The organism is Aestuarium zhoushanense, assembly GCF_056431045.1.
In genome coordinates, this window is sequence record NZ_JBWKMA010000023.1 from 655,473 (window position 1) to 677,022 (window position 21,550).

Annotated in this window: 22 protein-coding genes; 17 read left to right on the forward strand and 5 right to left on the reverse strand. The window is 56.0% G+C overall.

The features are described 5' to 3' along the window. Window positions 1-113 precede the first annotated feature (113 nt). The 6 genes from pedF to AC07ED_RS14960 all read left to right on the forward strand — a co-directional run bounded on the left by pedF (window position 114) and on the right by AC07ED_RS14960 (window position 6,020). Window positions 114-806 (forward strand): cytochrome c-550 PedF, encoded by a 693-nt coding sequence (pedF, locus tag AC07ED_RS14935; protein ID WP_105236118.1) that lies wholly within the window; start codon window positions 114-116, stop codon window positions 804-806. After that, window positions 806-1,714: a substrate-binding periplasmic protein gene (locus AC07ED_RS14940; RefSeq protein ID WP_105236117.1), complete on the forward strand. Its 909-nt coding sequence runs from the start codon at window positions 806-808 to the stop codon at window positions 1,712-1,714. The genes pedF and AC07ED_RS14940 overlap by 1 nt, the downstream gene beginning before the upstream one ends. Window positions 1,715-1,788: 74 nt before the next feature. Continuing rightward, on the forward strand, window positions 1,789-2,313 hold the full coding sequence (locus tag AC07ED_RS14945) for an SRPBCC family protein (protein ID WP_105236429.1): 525 nt from the start codon (window positions 1,789-1,791) through the stop codon (window positions 2,311-2,313). 26 nt (window positions 2,314-2,339) lie between these two features. Then, window positions 2,340-2,825, forward strand: coding sequence for a (2Fe-2S)-binding protein (locus AC07ED_RS14950; protein ID WP_067552651.1), 486 nt, complete (start codon window positions 2,340-2,342; stop codon window positions 2,823-2,825). A 31-nt stretch (window positions 2,826-2,856) separates the two neighbouring features. Next, window positions 2,857-5,220, forward strand: a complete 2,364-nt coding sequence (locus AC07ED_RS14955; protein ID WP_105236116.1) for a xanthine dehydrogenase family protein molybdopterin-binding subunit — start codon at window positions 2,857-2,859, stop codon at window positions 5,218-5,220. Window positions 5,221-5,234: 14 nt separating this feature from the next. Then, window positions 5,235-6,020 carry an FAD binding domain-containing protein gene (locus tag AC07ED_RS14960; protein WP_105236115.1) on the forward strand — a complete coding sequence of 262 codons (786 nt, stop codon included), beginning with the start codon at window positions 5,235-5,237 and terminating at the stop codon, window positions 6,018-6,020. Window positions 6,021-6,073: 53 nt separating this feature from the next. On the opposite strand, the gene AC07ED_RS14965 is transcribed toward AC07ED_RS14960, so the two are convergent. Together AC07ED_RS14965 and AC07ED_RS14970 are read right to left on the reverse strand one after the other, a co-directional pair. Next, complete coding sequence (locus AC07ED_RS14965) at window positions 6,074-6,955, reverse strand: FAD:protein FMN transferase (protein ID WP_105236114.1); 882 nt, start codon at window positions 6,953-6,955, stop codon at window positions 6,074-6,076. Further along, window positions 6,952-9,030, reverse strand: a complete 2,079-nt coding sequence (locus AC07ED_RS14970) for a 4Fe-4S binding protein (RefSeq protein ID WP_478242373.1) — start codon at window positions 9,028-9,030, stop codon at window positions 6,952-6,954. The genes AC07ED_RS14965 and AC07ED_RS14970 overlap by 4 nt, the downstream gene beginning before the upstream one ends. A 118-nt stretch (window positions 9,031-9,148) precedes the next feature. Here AC07ED_RS14970 and AC07ED_RS14975 point away from each other — a divergent pair, with 118 nt between their 5' ends. The 3 genes from AC07ED_RS14975 (at window position 9,149) to AC07ED_RS14985 (ending at window position 11,565) form a co-directional block, all read left to right on the forward strand. After that, window positions 9,149-9,934: an ABC transporter permease gene (locus AC07ED_RS14975; protein WP_245918092.1), complete on the forward strand. Its 786-nt coding sequence runs from the start codon at window positions 9,149-9,151 to the stop codon at window positions 9,932-9,934. Between the two features lie 116 nt (window positions 9,935-10,050). After that, window positions 10,051-10,548 (forward strand): DUF1097 domain-containing protein, encoded by a 498-nt coding sequence (locus tag AC07ED_RS14980; RefSeq protein ID WP_105236113.1) that lies wholly within the window; start codon window positions 10,051-10,053, stop codon window positions 10,546-10,548. Between the two features lie 102 nt (window positions 10,549-10,650). Continuing rightward, window positions 10,651-11,565 carry a DMT family transporter gene (locus tag AC07ED_RS14985; protein ID WP_105236112.1) on the forward strand — a complete coding sequence of 305 codons (915 nt, stop codon included), beginning with the start codon at window positions 10,651-10,653 and terminating at the stop codon, window positions 11,563-11,565. 34 nt (window positions 11,566-11,599) lie between these two features. Here the strand turns inward: AC07ED_RS14985 and AC07ED_RS14990 are convergent, their stop codons facing one another. Continuing rightward, the gene (locus AC07ED_RS14990) at window positions 11,600-12,466 is read right to left on the reverse strand and encodes a branched-chain amino acid aminotransferase (protein WP_105236111.1); all 867 of its coding nucleotides are present in this window, start codon (window positions 12,464-12,466) and stop codon (window positions 11,600-11,602) included. 149 nt (window positions 12,467-12,615) lie between these two features. On the opposite strand from AC07ED_RS14990, the gene AC07ED_RS14995 reads away from it, so the two are divergent. Genes AC07ED_RS14995 through dxs form a run of 6 tightly spaced genes read left to right on the forward strand, consistent with a single transcriptional unit; the run spans window position 12,616 to window position 17,797 of the window. Next, window positions 12,616-13,113 carry a MarR family winged helix-turn-helix transcriptional regulator gene (locus AC07ED_RS14995; RefSeq protein ID WP_105236110.1) on the forward strand — a complete coding sequence of 166 codons (498 nt, stop codon included), beginning with the start codon at window positions 12,616-12,618 and terminating at the stop codon, window positions 13,111-13,113. Next, a complete protein-coding gene (locus AC07ED_RS15000; protein WP_105236109.1) occupies window positions 13,110-13,811 on the forward strand; it encodes a response regulator in 702 nt (233 codons plus the stop codon). Before AC07ED_RS14995 ends, AC07ED_RS15000 begins: the two co-directional genes overlap by 4 nt. 30 nt (window positions 13,812-13,841) lie before the next feature. Then, a complete protein-coding gene (locus tag AC07ED_RS15005; protein WP_105236108.1) occupies window positions 13,842-14,768 on the forward strand; it encodes a histone deacetylase family protein in 927 nt (308 codons plus the stop codon). Continuing rightward, window positions 14,765-15,007, forward strand: a complete 243-nt coding sequence (locus tag AC07ED_RS15010; RefSeq protein WP_067552682.1) for an exodeoxyribonuclease VII small subunit — start codon at window positions 14,765-14,767, stop codon at window positions 15,005-15,007. Before AC07ED_RS15005 ends, AC07ED_RS15010 begins: the two co-directional genes overlap by 4 nt. Next, complete coding sequence (locus tag AC07ED_RS15015; RefSeq protein WP_105236107.1) at window positions 15,007-15,864, forward strand: polyprenyl synthetase family protein; 858 nt, start codon at window positions 15,007-15,009, stop codon at window positions 15,862-15,864. The genes AC07ED_RS15010 and AC07ED_RS15015 overlap by 1 nt, the downstream gene beginning before the upstream one ends. Before the next feature lie 7 nt (window positions 15,865-15,871). Next, entirely contained in the window at window positions 15,872-17,797 is a 1,926-nt protein-coding gene (gene dxs, locus AC07ED_RS15020) for a 1-deoxy-D-xylulose-5-phosphate synthase (protein ID WP_105236106.1), read from the forward strand. Here dxs and AC07ED_RS15025 read toward each other — a convergent pair. Then, window positions 17,794-18,642, reverse strand: coding sequence for an SDR family oxidoreductase (locus AC07ED_RS15025; protein ID WP_105236105.1), 849 nt, complete (start codon window positions 18,640-18,642; stop codon window positions 17,794-17,796). The genes dxs and AC07ED_RS15025 overlap by 4 nt on opposite strands. 39 nt (window positions 18,643-18,681) lie before the next feature. Further along, window positions 18,682-19,434, reverse strand: a complete 753-nt coding sequence (locus AC07ED_RS15030; protein WP_158664566.1) for a DUF4253 domain-containing protein — start codon at window positions 19,432-19,434, stop codon at window positions 18,682-18,684. 191 nt (window positions 19,435-19,625) lie between these two features. Here AC07ED_RS15030 and AC07ED_RS15035 point away from each other — a divergent pair, with 191 nt between their 5' ends. Then, on the forward strand, window positions 19,626-21,092 hold the full coding sequence (locus tag AC07ED_RS15035) for an AMP nucleosidase (RefSeq protein WP_105236103.1): 1,467 nt from the start codon (window positions 19,626-19,628) through the stop codon (window positions 21,090-21,092). 132 nt (window positions 21,093-21,224) lie between these two features. After that, window positions 21,225-21,512: an HU family DNA-binding protein gene (locus AC07ED_RS15040; RefSeq protein ID WP_067552698.1), complete on the forward strand. Its 288-nt coding sequence runs from the start codon at window positions 21,225-21,227 to the stop codon at window positions 21,510-21,512. The last annotated feature ends 38 nt before the right edge of the window (window positions 21,513-21,550 follow it).

The following is a 21,550-nucleotide window of genomic DNA, read 5'->3' on the forward strand; positions in this document are numbered from 1 at the left end:
AGTGAGGCGAATACGACTATCGTCGTGGCTCCCCTTAAACCAAGGTCGCATAGATTAGTGGGACGAGAGCATGGCAATCAGATCGCCAAACATGCGTTCGAGGAGGAACACTCATGAAAACGTCACGCAAGACGTCGATTTTCGCAGCCGGCTTCATCGCAGTTGCGGCACTGGCACATGCTCATGGCGACGTGGCGCCCCAGCCAATTAATACCGATGCTCTGCCAGATGTGGGTGACGAATGGTTGAGTGAGAACCCGTACCGCGCTGAAGCTGCAGGTGACGAAGTATGGCTCAAGGCTGTTGAGATCGGCTCGTCGGGGTACAACCAGAACTGCGCACGTTGCCACGGCCTCGGCGTGATTTCTGGTGGTCTTGCTCCGGACCTCCGTTTCCTTGAAGCTGAAGAATACGGCGATGAGTGGTTCGTTGAGCGCTTCCAACACGGGTACACCCAAAACGGTACGACAAAGATGCCTGCGTTCGGTGAAATCCTTGGTCAGAAAGCGGGCTGGGCGATCCGCACCTATATCGAAACTCGTCCTGATGACGTCATGGTCACAGATCAAGCGCCCCGTTTGATGGAGTTGCGTGACCTGCTCATGTCGATGTCCACGGGTGGTGACGGCGATGCGGCCGCTATTCAAACCGAACTCAATGAGATTGCGTCGAGCATCGAAACCCTGTCCGGCGCACCTGTGGCTGTGTCCATCGCATGGGAAGCAGCGCGTTCTATCAGCGATACGCCTGAGAGCTACAAACACGCAGGCGAAATCCTAACCGTTGGTCTGTCGGCGGCGCACTGATGATTAAAAGCCGATCCGCTCTCGCGCGTTCCATACTAGCGATTGCATTCGCAATCGGGTCGGCCAATTTTGCGAATGCTCGGTGCGAAGACTACGCGCCGAGCGCACGTCCCCAAAATACGGCTCGCGACTATGTTGGGGCAGATCTGGACACGATTGTTGAACGTGGGTGGATCGAGTTCGCCGTTTACGAAGACCTTCCTCCTTATAGCTGGAAAGACGGTGCCGAAGATCGTGGTGTAGACGTCGAGATCGCCCGTCTGATCGCCGAAGCGCTGGGCGTCGAACCGCGTTTTAAATACGTGACCTCGGGCGAAAACGTCGAAGCTGATCTGCGCAACTGGATTTGGAAAGGTCCCGTAGTTGGCGGCGCAGTTGCGAATGTGATGATGCACATTCCGTACAACAGCGATCTTGGGTGTCGGGTCGAACAGGTGACGTTTACGGGGCAGGTCTACGCTGACACGATCGGCATCGCATACGATCCAGTGTTCTATGAGGACAGTCAGCCAACGCCGCCCTATTTCCGCTTTGACCCAGTTGGGGTGGAAAATGACACCATCGCTGATTTCTACCTAACCAACTTGTTGGGAATGGCTGCGGCTCCGAATATCCATCGTTACCCTGATGTAGGCGATGCAGTGCAAGCGATTGACGCGGGTGACGTACGCGCGGCCATGGGGCCTTTGGCGCGTTTGGAACATTGGGCGAGTGATGAGACAGAAGTATACGCTCCGCCTTTACCAAATTTCGCCGTCGGTAAATGGACTGTTGGTGTTGCGGTCCACATGTCGTACCGTCCTCTCAGTTACGCGGTAGATGATGCCATTGTCGCTGCTTTGGACGACGGTCGGATTGAGCAGATTTTTGAAAACTACGGGCTGACCTTTTTGGCCCCAGAACGTTAGGGTCTAGCCCTTTAGTCTTATATGAATGTTAGCGCCCATCGGCTTAGCTTGGGTGCATAAAGATGGAGGAAACCTTGGAACTTTCTGATTCCCGCGTGATCAATGCACCCAAGAATGAGGTTTGGACCGCATTGCTGAATCCCGAAGTTCTGAAAGATTGCATCCCAGGCTGTCAGGAAATGGCGGGATCAGTTGAAGAAGGTTTCGAGGCGACAGTTGTCCAAAAAATCGGTCCGGTGAAGGCGACCTTTAAGGGCGCGGTTCAGTTGACCGATATCGTCGAAGGCGAGAGCTGTACCATTAGTGGTGAAGGCAAAGGTGGTCCCGCTGGCTTTGCCAAAGGTGGCGCAAAGGTGCGTCTTGCCGAAGTCGAAGGCGGCACAGAGCTGACCTATGATGTCGAGGCCAAGATCGGCGGTAAGATTGCCCAGCTTGGCAGTCGGATCATCGATGGTGTTGCCCGCAAATTGGCAGACGAATTTTTTACGAAATTCCAATCGGTCGTCGAAGGCCCCGCTGAGGAGAGCGGAGCCGTCGAAGAAGGAGCGACCGAGACAGAAGTGAAGAAAGGCTGGCTTAAACGCACTTTTGGCGGCTGAGCCCAATCGTTTCAGGGAGGAGAAACATGACCAAAGTCACAATGACCGTGAACGGCAAGTCCGTAAGCGGGGAAGTTGAAGGTCGGACGCTACTCGTAGATTTTCTACGTGATGCACAGCGACTGACAGGAACCCACGTTGGTTGCGATACCTCGCAGTGTGGTGCGTGCACCGTGCATGTTGACGGGCTTCAGGTGAAGTCCTGCACCATGTTCGCGCTCGAAGCTGACGGCGCGACGGTTACCACCATTGAAGGTATGGGCAATGCAGACGGCACAATGTCGGCCCTGCAGGCATCCTTCCAAGAGCATCACGGCCTACAGTGCGGTTTCTGCACTCCGGGTATGATCATGGCTGCGTCGTCGCTTTTGAAGGTGAACCCGAAGCCCACCGAGGCTGAGATCCGTCATCACCTTGAAGGCAATATCTGCCGCTGCACAGGCTACCATAACATCGTCAAGGCGATCATGGCGGCCAGCGGTCAGGACGTAAGCGCAATCGCTGCTGAATAAGCGGCGTCGACAACAGTCTAGGGAGGAATAAATGCCTAAAGATCATGGTATCGGCGCCAGCCCAAAGCGGCGCGAAGACGTAAGATTTCTGACCGGTAAAGGTCAGTACACAGACGACATAAACCTGCATGGCCAAACATACGTGCATTTCCTGCGGTCCGATGTTGCACACGGCATCATCAAATCGATCGACACTTCTGACGCCGAAAACATGCCGGGCGTTGTTCGTATCTTCACCGGTGCGGATTTCGAAGGCGTTGGCGGTCTTCCGTGCGGTTGGCAGGTCACTGACCGTCACGGCCAACCGATGCAGGAACCGGGTCACCCCGTTCTGGCACGTGGTAAGGTCCGTCACGTCGGCGATCCGATTGCAGCGATTGTCGCTGAAACCAAGGAGCAAGCGCGCGACGCTGCCGAAGCAATTGGCCTCGACATCGAAGAGCTTCCTGCTGTTGTGGACATGGTGTCTGCACTCGCTCCCGATGCGCCAAAAGTTCACGACGAACTGACTTCGAACCTCTGCTACGATTGGGGTTTTGTTGAAGAAAACAAGGCAGCAGTTGACGAAGCGTTTGAAAAAGCGGCTCACGTCACCACGCTTGAGCTGATCAACAACCGTTTGGTCGCGAACCCGATGGAGCCGCGTGTTGCTGTTGGTGACTATAACCAAGCGAACGATGAATCGACGCTCTACACCACCTCGCAGAACCCGCACGTTATCCGTCTTTTGATGGGCGCGTTTGTTCTGGGCATCCCAGAGCACAAACTGCGTGTTGTTGCTCCTGACGTTGGCGGTGGCTTCGGCACAAAAATCTTCCATTATGCGGAAGAGGCGTTTGTTACCTTCGCATCGCGTCAAATCCGTCGTCCGGTGAAATGGACCTCGACCCGTTCCGAAGCGTTCATGTCGGATGCTCATGGTCGCGACCACAAGACCAAGATCGAACTGGCGCTGGATGCTGACAACAACTTCATGGCGATCCGCACGGACACCTACGCAAACATGGGCGCATATCTGTCCACCTTTGCACCGTCGGTTCCGACATGGCTCCACGGCACACTGATGGCGGGCAACTATAAAACCCCGTTGATCTATGTGAACGTTAAGGCGGTCTTTACCAACACGGTTCCAGTCGACGCATACCGCGGCGCTGGTCGTCCTGAAGCGACGTTCCAGCTGGAGCGTCTGGTCGATAAGGCGGCTCGTGAACTCGGCGTTGATCCGATTGCGCTGCGTCGTCAGAACTTCATCACACAGTTCCCATATGCAACTCCAGTTGCTGTGGAATACGATACTGGCGACTACATTGCGACGATGGACCGTATGGAAGAGATCATGGATATCTCTGGGTTCGAAGCTCGCCGCAAAGCGTCTGAAGCCAAAGGCAAATGGCGTGGTCTGGGCGTGAACTGCTACATCGAGGCATGCGGTATCGCGCCGTCCAACCTCGTTGGTCAGTTGGGTGCGCGCGCAGGTCTCTATGACGCGGCAACAGTTCGTGTGAACGCAACGGGTTCGATTTCGGTCATGGTCGGTGCGCATAGCCACGGTCAGGGTCACGAAACCACCTTCCCGCAGGTTATCGCAGAGATGATCGGTATCGACGAAAGCCAAGTGGACATCGTTCACGGTGACTCGTCTAAGATCCCGTTCGGTATGGGTACCTATGGTTCCCGTTCGCTCGCTGTGTGTGGCTCCGCGATGGTGCGTGCTGCTGAAAAGGTCATTCGCAAGGCGAAAAAGATCGCGGCTCACCTTCTGGAAGCATCCGAGGCAGACATCGAACTGAAGGACGGTAAATTCAGCGTGGCTGGTACGGACAAAGAGTGCGCATGGGGTGACGTTACCCTCGCAGCCTATGTCCCGCACAACTACCCGTTGGAAGATATCGAACCAGGTCTCGAAGAAACCGCGTTCTACGATCCAGCCAATTTTACCTATCCATCGGGCGCTTATGCCTGTGAGGTCGAAGTTGATCCCGAAACCGGCAAAGTCACGATCGAGAAGTTCGCTGCGGCGGACGACTTCGGCAACGTGGTCAACCCGATGATCGTGGAAGGTCAGGTCCATGGCGGTATCGCTCAAGGTATTGGTCAGGCCCTTCTCGAAGCAGCGGTTTATGATGAAAACGGTCAGCTGCAATCGGCGTCCTACATGGACTACGCAATGCCGCGCGCAGATGATGTTCCGTTCTACATCGTAGACCATTCCTGCTGCACACCGTGCACTCACAACCCGCTGGGTGTGAAAGGCTGTGGTGAGGCTGGTGCCATCGGTTCCCCGCCTGCAGTTGTGAACGCCGTCATCGATGCTCTTGCCTCTGGTGGTAAGAACGTTCCGCACATCGACATGCCCGTGACGCCTCACCGCGTCTGGAAAGCAATCAACCAGTAAGAGGAGGACGTATCATGTATGCATTTGACGTAACCCGTCCCAAAACCGTGGCCGAAGCCGTCGCCGCCCTTGCTGGTGATGAGGCTCAGGCATTGGGTGGGGGCCAGACTCTCATCCCAACACTGAAGCAACGTTTGGCGTCACCCGCTACGCTGGTCAGCCTTACGGCGATCGACGAAATGAAAGGGGTTTGCGCCGATGGCGGAACCCTGACCATTGGCGGTGGGACAACTCATGCCACCGTCGCAGCTGAGGCTTCAGCATATCCAGCACTTGCTGCTCTTGCGGCAAATATCGGTGACCCAGCAGTCCGTAGCCGTGGCACAATCGGTGGTTCGTTGGCCAACAACGACCCGTCGGCGTGCTACCCCTCTGCGGCGCTTGCTTCGGGTGCGACTATCGTCACCAACAACCGCGAGATCGCTGCGGATGACTACTTCCAAGGTCTGTTCACCACTGCCTTGAACGAAGGCGAAATCATCACAGCGGTGAAGTTCCCAGTGCCGGAAAAAGCGAACTACCAGAAGTTCGTTCAGCCTGCATCGCGTTTTAGCCTCGTTGGTGTGTTCGTTGCCAAATACGCGGACGGTGTTCGTGTTGCTGTGACAGGCGCATCTGAAAATGGTGTATTCCGCTGGACGGAGGCCGAGGCTGCGCTGTCTGCGAACTTCTCTGCAGATGCGGTCGAAGGCCTGACAGCGTCGGCTGATGGCTTGATCAATGACCTTCATGGTGATGCAGAATATCGCGCTCACCTGATTAAGGTGATGACCAAGCGCGCGGTTGCCGCAGCAAAGTAAGACCCAACTACCTCTGGGTAAGATTGGCCTCCGGAAACGGGGGCCTTTCTGTTTTAAAGGGTGCGAAGGTTGCCAGATAGATCGATGAGGCGGATCGTGAGTGGCACGTCGAGACGCGCAGCTATCAGGGGAATTTCGACAGCCGTTGCATGGCAAAGCGCTGTCGATAGCCCATCGGCAATTGCTGCACTGGGTGCGCACACAGAAACCGTCGACCACTGTGGAATGTCGCTGGCCCCCGTCGGATCAATGATATGGGCTGTGCCATCGGGAAGCCTCATGGCTGCTGGGCTTGAGGTCGCGGTCGCACGGTCGGTGAGGGTGAATTGGCCGAGTTGCCCAAACGCTGGATCAGAAAGCCCGAGCTGCCAAGGGCCAGAGAGGGCGTTGTATTCCCCAATATTGACCAGCGCATGCGTTAGGCCATGATCCTTGAGCACTTTAGCCACTCGGTCCGTTGCATAACCCTGCGCGATGCCGTTCAGCGTGAGGGATTGTCCGTCAGCTATCCTAACCACATCATCTGCAACTTCGACCCTGTGCCACCCCGTTTTGCCACGCGCGGCGGCAACGTCGCCCCCGCGAGCATGAGCCAGCCAAAGGGGTTGAACGGTGGGATCGAACCGACCGCCTGTTGCGTTGTGGATCGTGTCACATAGCCGAAGCAATTCAACGAACTCGGGCGCAGGATTGCGGAGCACTCCATCACGGTTCAGTCGAGTCAAATCGGACTCTTTGTAGAGGCTAAACAGGTCTTCTATGCGATCAATTTCAGCCCATGCAGCTGTGCGAGCCGCGCCGGTGATTTCATCTGGCCCACGCAAGTTCATCGAAACATCAGCGCCCAGCGCATAGCGTCGATCCTGTGCGAAGGATGCGGTGGGCACGGTTGCGGCGGCAGCAAAAATCTTGAGAGCACGGCGGCGGGTGATCATGGTTTTGCTCCTTTGCGATCAGCGAGGATCAGTGGAACGCACTGTTTGCGATCGTCAAAAATCTGAACGCAGTCCAAGCATTGGAAACATTCCGAGTATGAGATCGCACCGTCCTTTTTGATCGCATTGTAGTTGCAGCGGACCTTGCACAATTGACATGGCGATCCGCAGGCCTCACGGCGTTCGATCCAGTTGCGACCGCGTAGCAGGCCGCCAATGGCCATGAAGGCGCCGAGCGGACAGACATAACGGCAGAACCCTTTAAAGATCACCATCCCGAGCAACAGCCAGAACACAGCGTAGGCTACGTAATACCAGTTGCGGACAAAGAAGACGGAGATTGCCGTTTTGAATGGCTCAACTTCTGCGGCTTTCACACTGTAGCTAGGTGCAAAGAGGGCAACGCCGATCAAGGTTCCGAGCACTAAGAACTTCACCCATTTGAGCCGACTGTCCCAACGATCTGGCACCTTGACCTGAGGGAGCCTTAGCAATCGCCCTAGGTGGTGTGCGAATTCTTGTAGGGCGCCGAACGGACATAACCAGCCGCAAAACAATCCGCGGCCCCAAAGGACAAATCCAACGATTGCGGCACCCCAAATGAGCAATGAGAATGGATCGTAGAGAAGAAACTCCATCGACTGATCTTTGACGAGGGCCTGCAATACGCCTGTGACTGTCACGATCGACAGCTGACCTTGTCCCCACCAACCGACGAACACGGTAATAAATGCAAGGATCGAAAGTCGGACTGGTGTGAGGCGCGCCTTTCTTGCGATCCAGCTTTGCCCGAAGCCTAGGACGACTAGCAGAACCGTGATGAAAATTGCTCCGATAATTAGGTCGGCCTGGCGGTTGCGAAGGGCTTCTTTCAGAGGTGACGTTTCAATCGGCTGACCCGTGTTGCTGATAAAGAACCGAGGCGCAGCGATGTATTCCGCGTCCAATGTGATGCGACCAATCTCGGGCTGGAAAACGCCGCGTTCTCGAAGGGCGTCAATGTGGAGAACCCAATCGCGTGAGGGGTCGAACCCGAGGCGACGATCCGTTCGCAGGATCATCGCAAAACCATCTGGGCCACCAGTGGTGAGATCGACCGAGACATCTGCGTCACGCAATTGGACCGGTAAACCATCTTGTGTTGCTGATACCCAGTCGGGTGAGGTGTTTCGGACAAAATCAGGCCCGACCAGACCGTGCCGTCCGTTCTCAATAAGTAGGATCATCTCGGAAGACGGCACTAGGCGTTGTAGGACATCTAGTTGATCGATGGTGTCTTGGCCCAATGCTGCTCGGGCAATTGTAGGTGGTCCGATGTCCAACATCCAAAGGTCCAGATACGCACCATCTGGATCGGACAAAGCTTCGGCGTCAGTGCGGGCAAAGGGGGTGCCCTCGAACGCTGCTTCTACTTCCGCGTTGGTCACACGGATGTTCTGTGCCAATCCTTCTTCGATAAGGCGCGGCCAGTCTAGGTCCTCATGATAGGTCATGTTTGGTGTGGCGGGCGGGACCGAGGCAACGCCTTGCATCTTTTCCTGCGCAACTGTGCGCGTGGCGGCCAATATCGACTCATGTGCAATGCGGACGCTGGCCGTCGCTTTGGTCACGCCGTCCAAATATACCAGAGCCGATCCGTCCGATGCATTGCCATAGGGCGTGCCGACCACGATGGGCTGAGAGATCGATAGCCCCCTATATTGTTCCAGAAACGCGCGGAGTGGTGCCTCGCCCAACCCCGATACAAAAATGGGTTCGTGGTGAGAGATAAGACGTACATCAATGAACCGCCCTTCGAGGTCGATGGCGACGAACATGTTAATCGGTTCGCCGGCAAAGCCCGGCAGCGGGGCAAGCATTCCAGTTTCGAACACGTAGCCAACGTGCGCTCCACCAGAGTTCAGCAACTCCCAAACACCGCGATCATTCACGGGGTCGCCCAGCGCCATTGGAGCACTGACGTATTCTGACATCTGTTCTCGGGTCATGGTTTCGGCGTGCGTGATCTGCGTGCTGAAGAGGATCATCAGCAGCACAACCAAAAGCGACCTAAGGGCATTCAACATCAAGCGCATGGCGAAACATTATGCATGCGCTGAGGTTTGACCCATACGACCTAAGTCTCGACCTGCGCTTGGCTTTGTTGACTTGGGCCCCACTGCCGCGAAATGGTGAGCCGTAGGGAGGGCTGTGATGCCTCAAATGACGGGACTTTTCTCACGCTTGGCCGTGCTCGCTGGATCGCTAGCGGGAATGATCGCGCTATGGTGGGTGGTCAGCATGATCTACGCTACGCCAAGGATTTTTCCCGATCCGATCGTTGTCTTCAAACTTATAGTATCCGAGATCGACTCGGGGCGTTTGCCCTATCATCTCTGGCAAACGCTCAAACGTGTCGCTGCTGCCTTTGTGGCTGCGATGGTTTTGGGTTCGATCATTGGGGTGATGCTGGGCACGCTGCCGCGGTTGAACAGATGGGCAGAGCCATGGGTTATCCTCGCGCAGAACCTCCCGGCCTTGGTCGTGATCGTTCTGTGTTACCTGTGGTTCGGTTTGAACGACCTTTCCGCGATCATCGCGGTTGCTTTTAACAAAACGGCACTAGTGATCGTGACTCTGCGCGAAGGTGCGCGGGCGATGGATCGAAAAGTCGCCGAAATGGCGAAGGTGTTTGGAATGTCCCCGATGCAGAGGTTGCGCCATGTGGTGCTTCCTCAGTTGGCCCCGTTCATGGCGGCGAGTGCGCGAAACGGGCTGGCCATCATTTGGAAACTGGTGCTCGTAGTCGAATTCTTGGGTCGATCAAACGGGATAGGGTTTCAAATCCACCTCTATTTCCAGATGTTCGATGTGGCGCGCGTGTTGGCCTATTCTGGTGCGTTCATCGTGATCATGCTGTTGATCGAATATCTTCTGATTCAGCCGATTGAAGCGAAAGCTACGCGGTGGCGCCAACTTCAGGGCAAAATCACCGTTTAAAATGAGTGGTATTCGACTTTAGTTTATCAACTTAAGGTCTAATACCCGCCGGACAGCCTTCTCTCTACCGTTTCGCTTGCCCCCAAAGGAGAGGGGTAAACAGGGAAGGAGAAACTATGAACTTGATTAACGCGTTAGCGATTTCAATCGGTGTATTGGCGGCCGTGGCAACATGGGTCTGCCTTGGGAATGGAGCGGGCTTGCAAGTCTGGGCGCTCTTTATCGGTTGGGGCGCATTCTATCATACGGGCGGAAAATTTGAGGCCCTGACTAAGAATAGCATTAACCACATCTGGGGCGTGGCAGTTGCTGCTGTGACCTTGTTCGTTGTTGGATCGGTCGCTGGTTCCGTCGTTGTCACATCTATCATCGTGGGTCTGTCGGTGGTTGTTCTGGTGCTGGGCGCGCATCTGCCAGCCCTCGCCACCATTCCGGCGGGCGTCTACGGCTATGCGTCAACAGCAGCGGGCACGCTTCTGACGGGTGTTGCGCTGACCGATACTGCCGCACTTGGCAAAGCGGCGATGATGATCGCGGTCTCGCTCATTGTCGGCAACGTCTTTGGTATCGTGTCCGAGAAGGTCGCGGGTGCCATGGTTGCAAAAGCTGAGTGATCAGCACGGCGGCGCGTTTTCAGGACGCGCCGCTTAGCTATTAGAATACCCATTGGCGCGCGCCCATTGAGTGCTACAAGGTCCCTAGAACAAGGGCGACCTATGCAGTTTTTCCGAGCCATCATTTTCAAAGTATTGTCGGTGCTTCTCTTCGTCGTCATGGCGGGGATCATCAAATCTGTCTCAGGCCATGTGCCGCCAGGACAGTCGGTCTTCTTTCGATCCCTCTTTGCCATTCCAGTGATCGTTGTTTGGCTCGCGATGCGCAAAGAGCTGCGGATCGGTTTTAAGACACAAAACCCAATGAACCATGTTTGGCGCGGCGTAATCGGCACGTCCGCAATGGCCATGACTTTTGGGGCGCTGGGCCTTTTGCCGCTGCCTGAAATGACCGCTATTGGCTATGCGATGCCGATCTTCGTCGTCGTTTTCGCAGCGATGTTTTTAAATGAAACTGTTCGCCTGTTTCGATTGATGACAGTCGCTGTCGGCCTCGTCGGGGTTATGATCATCATGGCCCCGCGATTATCGGTTGATGTGATCGACGTTTCAGAGACACTTGGCGCGGTTCTGGCGTTGGGGTCTGCTGTGGCAGCAGCCTTGGCGCAGGTCTTTATTCGGAAACTGACGAAGACCGAGACGACCTCATCGATCGTATTCTGGTTCTCAGTCACTGCCACTGGACTGTCGTTGCTGACGATTTACTGGGGCTGGGTCGTACCCACGCCCAAAGAGGCGGCACTTCTGGTACTTGCGGGCATTATTGGTGGGGTCGGTCAGATCCTTCTCACCTCAAGCTATCGGCTTGCGGACGCGTCGTTCGTGGCACCATTCGAATATTCGTCGATGCTGTTCTCGATCGCCATTGGCTTTGCATTTTTTGATGAGGTGCCGACAATTACGACGTTGATCGGTGCGTCCGTGGTGATCTTTGCTGGCATATTGATCATTTGGCGCGAACGCCAACTCGGGCTCGAACGAACCAAGACTCGAAAAGCAATGTCGCCGCAGGGCTAACCTACGGCGACACAATGTTCATCAGAACCTAAGATTAGGCGCGAACGAGCGCTTCGTAGTCCTCTGCGATTGAGCGGGTGATATCACCAACTTCAAAGGTGTAGTCACCGATCTGACCAACGGGAGTAACCTCAGCCGCGGTGCCTGTCAGCCAGCACTGTTCAAACTCAGCCAGCTCTTCCAGTTGAATACGGCGCTCGATCACGTTGATACCTTTGTCACGAAGCATGCCGATGACAGTTTGGCGGGTGATGCCGTTCAGGATCGCGTCCGGGATCGGGGTGTGCACTTCGCCGTCTTTGACGAAGAAGATGTTCGCGCCAGTCGCCTCAGCCACATAGCCACGATAGTCGAGGAACAGTGCGTCAGAGCAGCCTTTGGCTTCTGCGGCGTGTTTGGACATCGTGCAGATCATGTAGAGACCAGCGGCCTTTGCAGCGGTCGGGATGGTTTCGGGCGACGGGCGCTTCCATTTCGCGATGTCCAGCTTTGCGCCTTTCATCTTTGCGTCGCCGTAGTAGGCACCCCAAGTCCAAGCGGCCACAGCCATGCGAACAGGGTTGCGCGCGGATGCAACACCCATGTCTTCGCCCGCGCCACGCCATGCAACAACGCGGATGTATGCGTCGGTCAGGCCGTTCGCATCCAAAACAGCTTTCTTCGCAGCTTCGATTTCTTCAACAGTGTAGGGGATCGGCATGTCGAGCATTTCGCCCGATTTCAGCAAACGCTCAGAGTGCTCGACGGATTTAAAGATTTTGCCGTTGTAAGCGCGCTCGCCTTCGAAAACGGACGATGCGTAGTGCAGCGCATGGGTCAGAATGTGGACATTCGCGTCACGCCAATCGACCAACTGGCCGTCCATCCAGATTTTACCGTCACGATCATCATAGCCAGCCATAGTGCACCCTCTGCTTTTCATTTATTTCTCAACGCACTACGATTTCTATCGTAAAATTGCGTGAATTCATGAGATTCGCTAACAGTGAAGGCTTGGAATGTCAACAAGGCTGACGTATTCTGTCCGTGAACGAAAGAAGGGTTTCGGCCATGAATGACGTGCCAAGCGGACAGTCCTTGCTGTTTTTGACGGATGAACAGCTACGGCAGGGGATCGAGGCGATGTATTTTGCCTACCGCGGTTTCACGGCAGACCCTGATCGCATCCTCGAAGATAAAGGCTACGGACGGGCGCATCACCGTGCTGTCCACTTTATCAACCGAAGCCATGGCACGACGGTGAATAATCTCTTGTCTATTCTTGGTGTTACAAAGCAGTCCCTTAATCGTGTGTTGCGCGCTTTGATCGATGACGGTTTGGTAGAGAGCAGGGTCGGCCAAGAGGACAAGCGTGAACGTCACCTTTTCCTCACCGAAGCTGGCCAGCGTCTGGAACGCGAGCTGTCCGATGCGCAGCGGGATCGAATGCGGGCAGCGTTTCGCGCCGCAGGTCCAGCTGCCGTTGGTGGGTTCCGCCAAGTTCTAGAGGCGATGATGGATACGGACATGCGTCGTCAATACGAGGCGCTGAGGGATAGAACGACATGAGCGCCGATGACGCCCATATTCTAATTGTTGATGACGACGAACGGATCAGGGGACTTCTACAGAAGTTCCTTATGCGGAATGGTTTTTTGGTGAGCACCGCACGCGATGCGGCTCATGCGCGTCGTATCCTGTCTGGTCTCGAATTCGATTTGATCGTTTTGGATGTCATGATGCCTGGCGAAGACGGCATGTCGTTGTGCCGTGATCTGCGGGCACGGTTGGGCACGCCCATTATGTTGCTGACCGCAAAGGGTGAGACCTCTGATCGGATTGCTGGTTTGGAAGCGGGCGCTGACGATTACCTAGCAAAGCCGTTCGAGCCCAAAGAACTGTTGTTGCGGATCAATGCAATCCTGCGCCGTGTTCCGCAGGCGGTTCCTGCTGTCGTGGTGCCGAAGTCGCTTAATATGGGTCCGTTTCGCTACGATGTGGATCGGGGGGAGTTGTGGAAGGGTGATGATCTGATCCGCCTGACCGCGACCGAGAGTCAGTTGATGAAGATCTTCAGCGCTAAGCCCAGTGAACCCGTATCGCGGGGCACCTTGGTTGAAGAGCTTAGCCGTTCTGGTGGGCAAACGCAGGAACGCGCGGTCGATGTTCAGATCACCCGTCTACGCCGCAAGATCGAGGTCGATCCGAAGCAGCCTCGTTATCTACAGACGGTTCGCGGTTCTGGCTACATGTTGCAGCCTGATTGACGGACGGATGGGTTTGGGGTTCCTTGCGGTATGACCACAGCCTTAATCACACACCCCGCCTGCCTGAACCATGTGACGCCCGACGGACATCCTGAACAAGTTGCCCGTCTTCAAGTCGTTTTGGACGCCTTGTCTGATATTCCGTTGGAGCGTTTTACAGCCCCAATGGCGGCGGACGACGATCTAAAACGGTGCCATCCGCAGTCCTACATTGATCGACTTCGTGCTGCGCTCCCGTCATCGGGCTCGCGGCAATTGGATGCCGACACGCATATGTCGCCCGGTTCGTTTGAGGCGGCGTATCGAGCGGCTGGTGCGGTCATGCTCGCGGTCGACAAAGTGCTGAATGGGGATGTGAAAAACGCCTTTGCCGCCATTCGCCCCCCCGGTCACCACGCAGAACAAGAAATCCCGATGGGCTTTTGTCTATTCGGCAACGTCGCCATCGCGGCAAAGTATGCGCTTGATCATCATGGCCTGCGCCGTGTCGCCATCGTTGATTTCGACGTTCATCACGGCAATGGCACTCAGGCTTTGTGCGAAGATGATCCTCGTATCCTAACCATCACATCGCAACAGATGCCGCTTTGGCCCGGGACGGGTGATCCCGTTGATACGGGTGAGTTTGATAACGTCCTAAACATCGCCTTGCCGCCTGCCAGCGGCTCCGACGTTTTCCGCAAAGTATACGAAGAGCAAGTGTTCCCCCGCCTGACGGCTTTCGCACCCGAGCTATTGATTATCTCTGCTGGCTTTGATGCGCACCGTGACGATCCGCTTGCCCAGTTGGAATTCGAGACCGAAGACTTAGCGTGGGTGACACACCGCCTATGTGATATTGCCGAGGCCTCTTGCAACGGGCGCGTGGTATCTGCATTGGAAGGTGGCTATAACCTTGACGCGTTGGCAGCCTCCGCTGCCGCCCATGTAAGTGTTTTGGAGGAAAGAGGCCGATGACTGACACGCCCGTTGATGAAATGAGCTTTGAGCAGGCGATGAAAGAGCTGGAGTCGGTTGTGAACCGTCTCGAGCATGGCGACGTGGCGCTCGACGATTCCATCGCGCTTTACGAACGTGGCGCGGCGCTTAAGGCCCGTTGCGAGGCCAAGCTGAAAGAAGCCGAAGAAAAAGTGGCCAAGATCACTTTGGGCGCTGATGGCGCGCCGACTGGAACGGCACCGCTGGACGCTGGCTAATGTCATTGACCGCCGCACTAATCCGCGCTCGCGATCTGGCCGAGGCTGATATCGCGCAGGCGCTCTCGGGCCTTGATATGCCTGTCGCGGATGCGATGGGATATGCAGTGCGCGGCGGAAAAGGGTTGCGCGGTTTTTTGGTTCTCGAAAGCGCGGCGCTCCACGGTATTTCGAACGCAGTCAAGGTCGCGGCAGCTATCGAATGTCTTCACGCTTATTCGCTGGTGCATGATGATCTGCCCTGCATGGACGATGATGATCTGCGCCGTGGGCAGCCGACCGTTCATCGCAAATGGGACGAAGCGACCGCCGTCCTCGCAGGTGATGCGCTTCAATCGTTAGCATTTGAATTCTTGGCTTCCGCTGATTGTGCCGCTGAACGGCGCATAGACCTGATCCGTTCCTTCGCCGAGGCATCGGGTGTGCGTGGCATGGTTGGTGGTCAGGCGTTGGACATCGCAGCAGAGACGGCCACGGCTCCGCTCACACTCGATCAGATCACCATATTGCAGGCAGGTAAAACGGGTGCGCTCATCACGTGGTCCGCGACCGCGGGGCCTCGAATGGCGGGCGCTGACATTGGACCGTTGAAACGCTATGGCGATGCCTTGGGGCTGGCTTTCCAAATCTGGGATGATGTTCTGGACGTGACGGGCGATGCTGAAACGGTCGGCAAAGCCGTTGGTAAAGACGCTGATGCTGGCAAAGCGACATTCGTGTCCCTTTTGGGCTTGGACGGGGCGAAACGCCGCGCAGCCGATTTGGTGACCGAGGCTTGCGATGCCCTATCTATCTATGGTGAAACCGCGCAAACCCTGCGCGACGCGGCACGTTTTGTGATCGCCCGCGACAAGTGAGACAGCCATGACTGACACACCGATGACACCACACCTCGACCGCGTTCATACGCCTGCCGACCTAAAAGGTATGTCGGATGCTGAACTGCGTCACGTGGCCGACGAACTGCGCGCAGAGACAATCAGCGCGGTATCGGTGACAGGCGGGCATTTGGGCGCTGGATTGGGCGTGGTGGAACTGACGGTCGCGCTTCATGCGGTGTTCGATACGCCCAAAGATAAGATCATCTGGGACGTTTCGCACCAGTGCTACCCGCATAAGATTTTAACGGGCCGTCGTGATCGTATTCGGACCCTCCGTCAGAAAGACGGCCTATCCGGTTTCGCGAAACGCAGTGAGAGCCCGTATGACGCGTTTGGCGCTGGTCACTCGTCGACGTCGATCTCTGCGGCGCTCGGCTTTGCCGTGGCGCGTGATTTGGGCGGCGTCACCGAAGAGGGCGTCGGCGACGCGATTGCGGTGATCGGTGATGGGTCCATGTCCGCGGGCATGGCGTTCGAGGCGATGAACAACGCGGGCCACTTGGGCAAGCGGATGATCGTTGTTCTGAATGACAACGAGATGTCGATTGCAGAGCCAGTGGGCGCACTGTCGTCTTATCTATCACGTCTTTATGCGGGTGCTCCGTTCCAAGAGCTGAAAGCAGCGGCCAAGGGCGCCGTCAGCCTTCTCCCTCCACCATTTCGCGAGGGCGCTAAGCGGGCGAAGGATATGCTCAAGCATATGACCGTCGGTGGGACTATGTTCGAAGAGCTTGGGTTCTCTTACATCGGGCCGATTGATGGGCATGACATGGAGCAGCTTTTGGCCGTCTTGCGCACGGTCAAGGCGCGAGCAACTGGTCCGATCCTGATCCATGCGATCACGAAGAAAGGCAAGGGTTACGCCCCTGCGGAGGCGGCACGCGACAAAGGTCACGCGACGGCCAAATTCGACGTTCCGAGCGGAAAGCAGCACAAAGCGCCGTCCAACGCACCAAGCTACACGAATGTTTTTGCTGAAACCTTGCTCGATTTGGCGGCAAAGGATCAAAAAATCTGCGCGATCACGGCGGCAATGCCAGATGGCACGGGTCTGTCGAAATTTATGGAACGCTACGCGTCACGTTGTTTCGATGTGGGCATCGCCGAACAGCATGCGGTGACCTTTGCTGCGGGGTTGGCAGCGGGTGGGATGAAACCGTTCTGCGCGCTCTATTCGACGTTTTTGCAGCGTGGTTACGATCAAGTCGTTCACGATGTTGCAATCCAACGTCTGCCCGTTCGTTTCGCAATCGACCGTGCTGGTCTCGTTGGTGCTGATGGCGCGACACACGCAGGTAGCTTTGATGTGGCGTTTCTGGCGAATTTGCCGGGCATGGTTGTCATGGCTGCGGCGGATGAGGCCGAACTGGTGCGGATGGTTGTGACGGCTGCGGCGCATGACGAAGGTCCGATTGCATTCCGCTTCCCTCGTGGTGAAGGTGTTGGCGTCGAAATTCCAACCTATGCGGAGCCTCTCGAAATCGGCAAAGGCCGCATGATTGTTGAGGGTAAGAAGGTTGCAATCCTCTCGTTCGGGACTCGGCTTCAAGAGGTGATGCAAGCCGTAGAGAGCCTGAACGCTAAAGGCATCTCGCCGACCGTCGCAGATGCACGTTTCGCAAAACCGCTCGATCGTGATTTGATCCTGAAACTTGCAGCAGATCATGACGCCTTGATCACTATCGAAGAAGGCGCGGTTGGCGGTTTCGGCAGTCACGTTGCGCAATTGCTGTCTGACGAGGGTGTATTCGATGCGGGTCTGAAATTCCGTTCGATGGTCCTGCCTGATACGTTCATCGATCACGCCAACCCGCGCGATATGTATGCGACGGCTGGATTGAACGCCGACGACATCGAAGCAAAAGTGCTGGAGGTTCTGGGCGTGGCGACGATCGGCAAGACTGCTTAATCGGTTCCAGCGGCGAGAAGGGCGTCCAGACCGCTGCGGTAGTCTGGATACTTCAAAATCACACCCAATTCGTCCTTAATCCGGTCGTTTTTCACCTTTTTACTCTCGGCATAGAACGACCGCGCCATAGGCGTCATTTCGGCTGTCTCGAAATCCTCGGCTGGCGGGATTGGAAGTTTCAGCAGTTTCGCGGCATAGGCGATCACATCTTCGGGCGGGGCAGGGTCGTCGTCGCAGACATTATACGCGGCCCCCGGATTTGGACGGTTGATTGAAGCCCAAAGCACCTGCGCGATGTCTTCGACATGGGTACGGCTGAACACCTGACCCTGTTTAATGATCCGCCGCGCCGTCCCGTTGCGCACTTTCGCAAACGGTCCACGACCGGGTCCGTAAATGCCCGCGAGCCTAAAGATATGGAGCGGCAGGCCCATAGTCCGCCATTCGGCCTCTGCCTTAACCCGCAGTTGCCCACGTTTCGTGGCGGGCGTCAGGGGAGCATCCTCATCCACCCAATCGCCGCTGTGATCGCCATAGACGCCCGTCGTGGACAGATATCCGACCCATTCAAAGGTATTTGCTCGCGATAGAATTTCATCGCGCAGATGCTGAAGCACTGGGTCGCCATCTTCATTCGGCGCAGCGGAAATCAGAAGGTGCGTCGCACAGTCCAGTGCAGGCCGCATGTCTGCGCCGGGCCAAACGCGGGGATCGACGCCTTCGGAGAGCAATCTTGTGGCCTTGTCGGCGGACCGAGTGGTCCCGATCACCGTCCAGTCGTCGGGCAGAAGTCGTGTAAGAGCTTGGGCGGAATATCCGTGACCGAATGAGAGAAGCGTTTTCATGTTTCGCAATGTGACGTGACCGCAGGCATGGTCAAGTGGTCAGTCCCACCAGAACTGCCAAGTGCCCGCATTCAAGAGCGCCCCAGCAAGCGCATCCAGCGTTTCGAACCCTTGATCAACGACATCTGGGCAATAGGCATAATGCTCTTCCGCAAGCGTCAGCGCTTCCGCAAGTGTGTGAGGCGGGCGCAGAACGTGGAAGGTCAGCGTGTCGTGGCTGTGACCAATTAGCCGTGCGCCGAACCGATCACGCCAGCGGCGCATGAGACCCATATGCACTTCGGTTTCTGGAAAGGCATTCCATCCACCGCAGTCGAGGTATGCAGGAACTTCGGTTGGGTCTGCGGTGGGGAAAAGCGCGATGTAGATCGTCTGCAACGCCGCGCCGCGTGCTGGATCCCAGACGGCGCTGTCAATCGCATCGGCGTGGTTGGTGTGCGTATCCGTTGCTCCGCGCGGCGGCACTGGCTGTCTGGTGTTATTTGATCGAGTGGCCCAGTCGAGCTTTGCCTGTTCCATCCATGCAGGGAAATCGAATTTGGCAGCCCGTAACGCGATGTCTGTGATGGGTCGCGGCGTCGCATCGTTCAGCAATTCGACGGATCGGATTGAGCCGATGATGATGGGAGTATGGTCCCGATTTTGGGCTTCTTTTGCGATGACGGCCTGAGCGAGATCGCTGTGACAGCGGATCAGTGGAAAGCGAGTCACCGTGGTTTCGACCAATGAACCAGCGTCGTAGATCAGAGCCTGATCATCATCTGGGCCAAATAACTTTTTCAAAATACTCATGCTTGCCCCCAAGCGGTTTGACGCCATTTGCCATCATCGCTTTGCCAGCGGCAAGTGCCATTGCGTCTTGAAGACGTTGCATAACTGGTGTCAGATTTGAGGATGGACCGATCAGGCATCATAACCGGACACTCCGACCCCGTAATCGGGGCGCATGCCGACGTCCAAAACAATTCCAAAAAGGTAGAAGAATGAACCAAATCATTACGGCCGACACATTGGCGGCGGAGAGCTTTGATAACGCAGATCAGGCCGTTGAGCGCTTGATCGAATTGTATGACGCCGCCGTTCATTTCCTTGGCAAAGAGTTTTCGCGCGCAGTGACCGAAGGCAAGCCAGAAGCCCGCTATCGCGCGTTTTATCCCGAAATCCGAATTGAAACCAAAAGCTATGCCCAGACCGATAGCCGCCTGTCGTTTGGCCATGTGGCGACGCCCGGTGTTTATTCGACGACCGTGACGCAGCCCCGTTTGTTTGCGAATTACTTGCGGCAGCAGATTGGTCAGCTGATCGAAAATCACGGCATTTCGGTCGAAATTGGGCCCTCTACGACGCCGATTCCTGTCCACTTTGCTGTTGTGAACGATGCGGCGGTTACGATCCCCCAAGAAGGCGCGATGAACTTCACCTTGCGGGATGTGTTCGACGTGCCTGATCTGTCGATCACGCACGATGATATCGTGAATGGCACGGGGTTTACGTATCCCGATGGCTCGCATCCACTCGCTCCGTTCACGGCGCAGCGGGTGGACTATTCGCTGGCGCGGTTGTCGCACTACACGGCCACATCGCCTGATCATTTCCAGAATCACGTTCTGTTTACGAACTACCAGTTCTACGTCGAAGAATTCGAATCCTACGCCCGCCAAGTGCTGGCTGATCCCGATAGCGGCTACATCGCATTCGTCGGGCCAGGGAACACCGTGATCACGGGCGCCGCGGAGCCGTTGCTCATTCCTGCAAAACTCCCGCAGATGCCGACATACCACCTCAAACGCGCTGACGGCTCGGGTATTACGTTGGTCAATATTGGCGTCGGTCCATCGAACGCGAAGACGGCAACAGACCACATTGCAGTGCTTCGTCCGCATGCGTGGCTGATGGTCGGACACTGTGCTGGTTTGAGGAATAGCCAACGCTTGGGTGATTTCGTTTTGGCCCATGCTTACCTGCGCGAAGACCACGTTCTGGACGATGATTTGCCTGTATGGGTTCCGATACCAGCACTTGCCGAAATTCAGATCGCGCTCGAGAATGCCGTGGCAGAGGTCACAGAGGTCTCTGGCTATGATCTTAAGCGCATCATGCGCACAGGCACCGTTGCGACCATTGACAACCGCAACTGGGAACTACGGGACCACTCTGGCCCTGTGCAGCGGTTGAGCCAATCAAGGGCCGTAGCGCTCGATATGGAGAGCGCGACCATCGCCGCCAATGGTTTCCGCTTCAGAGTGCCCTACGGCACGCTCCTGTGCGTCTCTGATAAGCCGCTGCATGGTGAGTTGAAATTACCCGGAATGGCGTCAGATTTCTATAAAACACAGGTTGCACGGCACCTCATGATTGGTGTTCGTGCTATGGAACATCTGCGAGAAATGCCTCTTGAACGCATTCATAGTCGGAAATTGCGCAGCTTTGAGGAAACAGCCTTCCTGTGATTTCGCCTTTTTGGTCGAAAATAGGGCTTTTTTGCTTGCATCGATCCACTTTTCATAGTGGTGATCTACTATATACCGTTATTATACGGGACATGAGGCCCAATATCGGGCGGAACTAGGGAGACCATAAAAATGGCAAAGCCGATGACTAAGGCGCAACTCGTCGCCGCACTCGCTGAAAAAGCAGGCACAGACAAAAAGACCGCAACCGCTGGTCTCGAAGCTCTGATCGATATCATCACCTCCGAAGTTTCGGGCGGTGGCGCTGTGACCCTTCCGGGCGTAGGCAAGATCTACTGCCGCGAGCGCCCCGAGCGTATGGTTCGCAACCCTGCAACCGGCGAAACCATGTCGAAGCCGGCAGACAAGGTTGTGAAAATGACCATCGCGAAAGCACTGAAAGACAGCGTTAACGCATAAGTCGTTCTGCAGGTCTTGCACCTGACGCATTCTTAAGA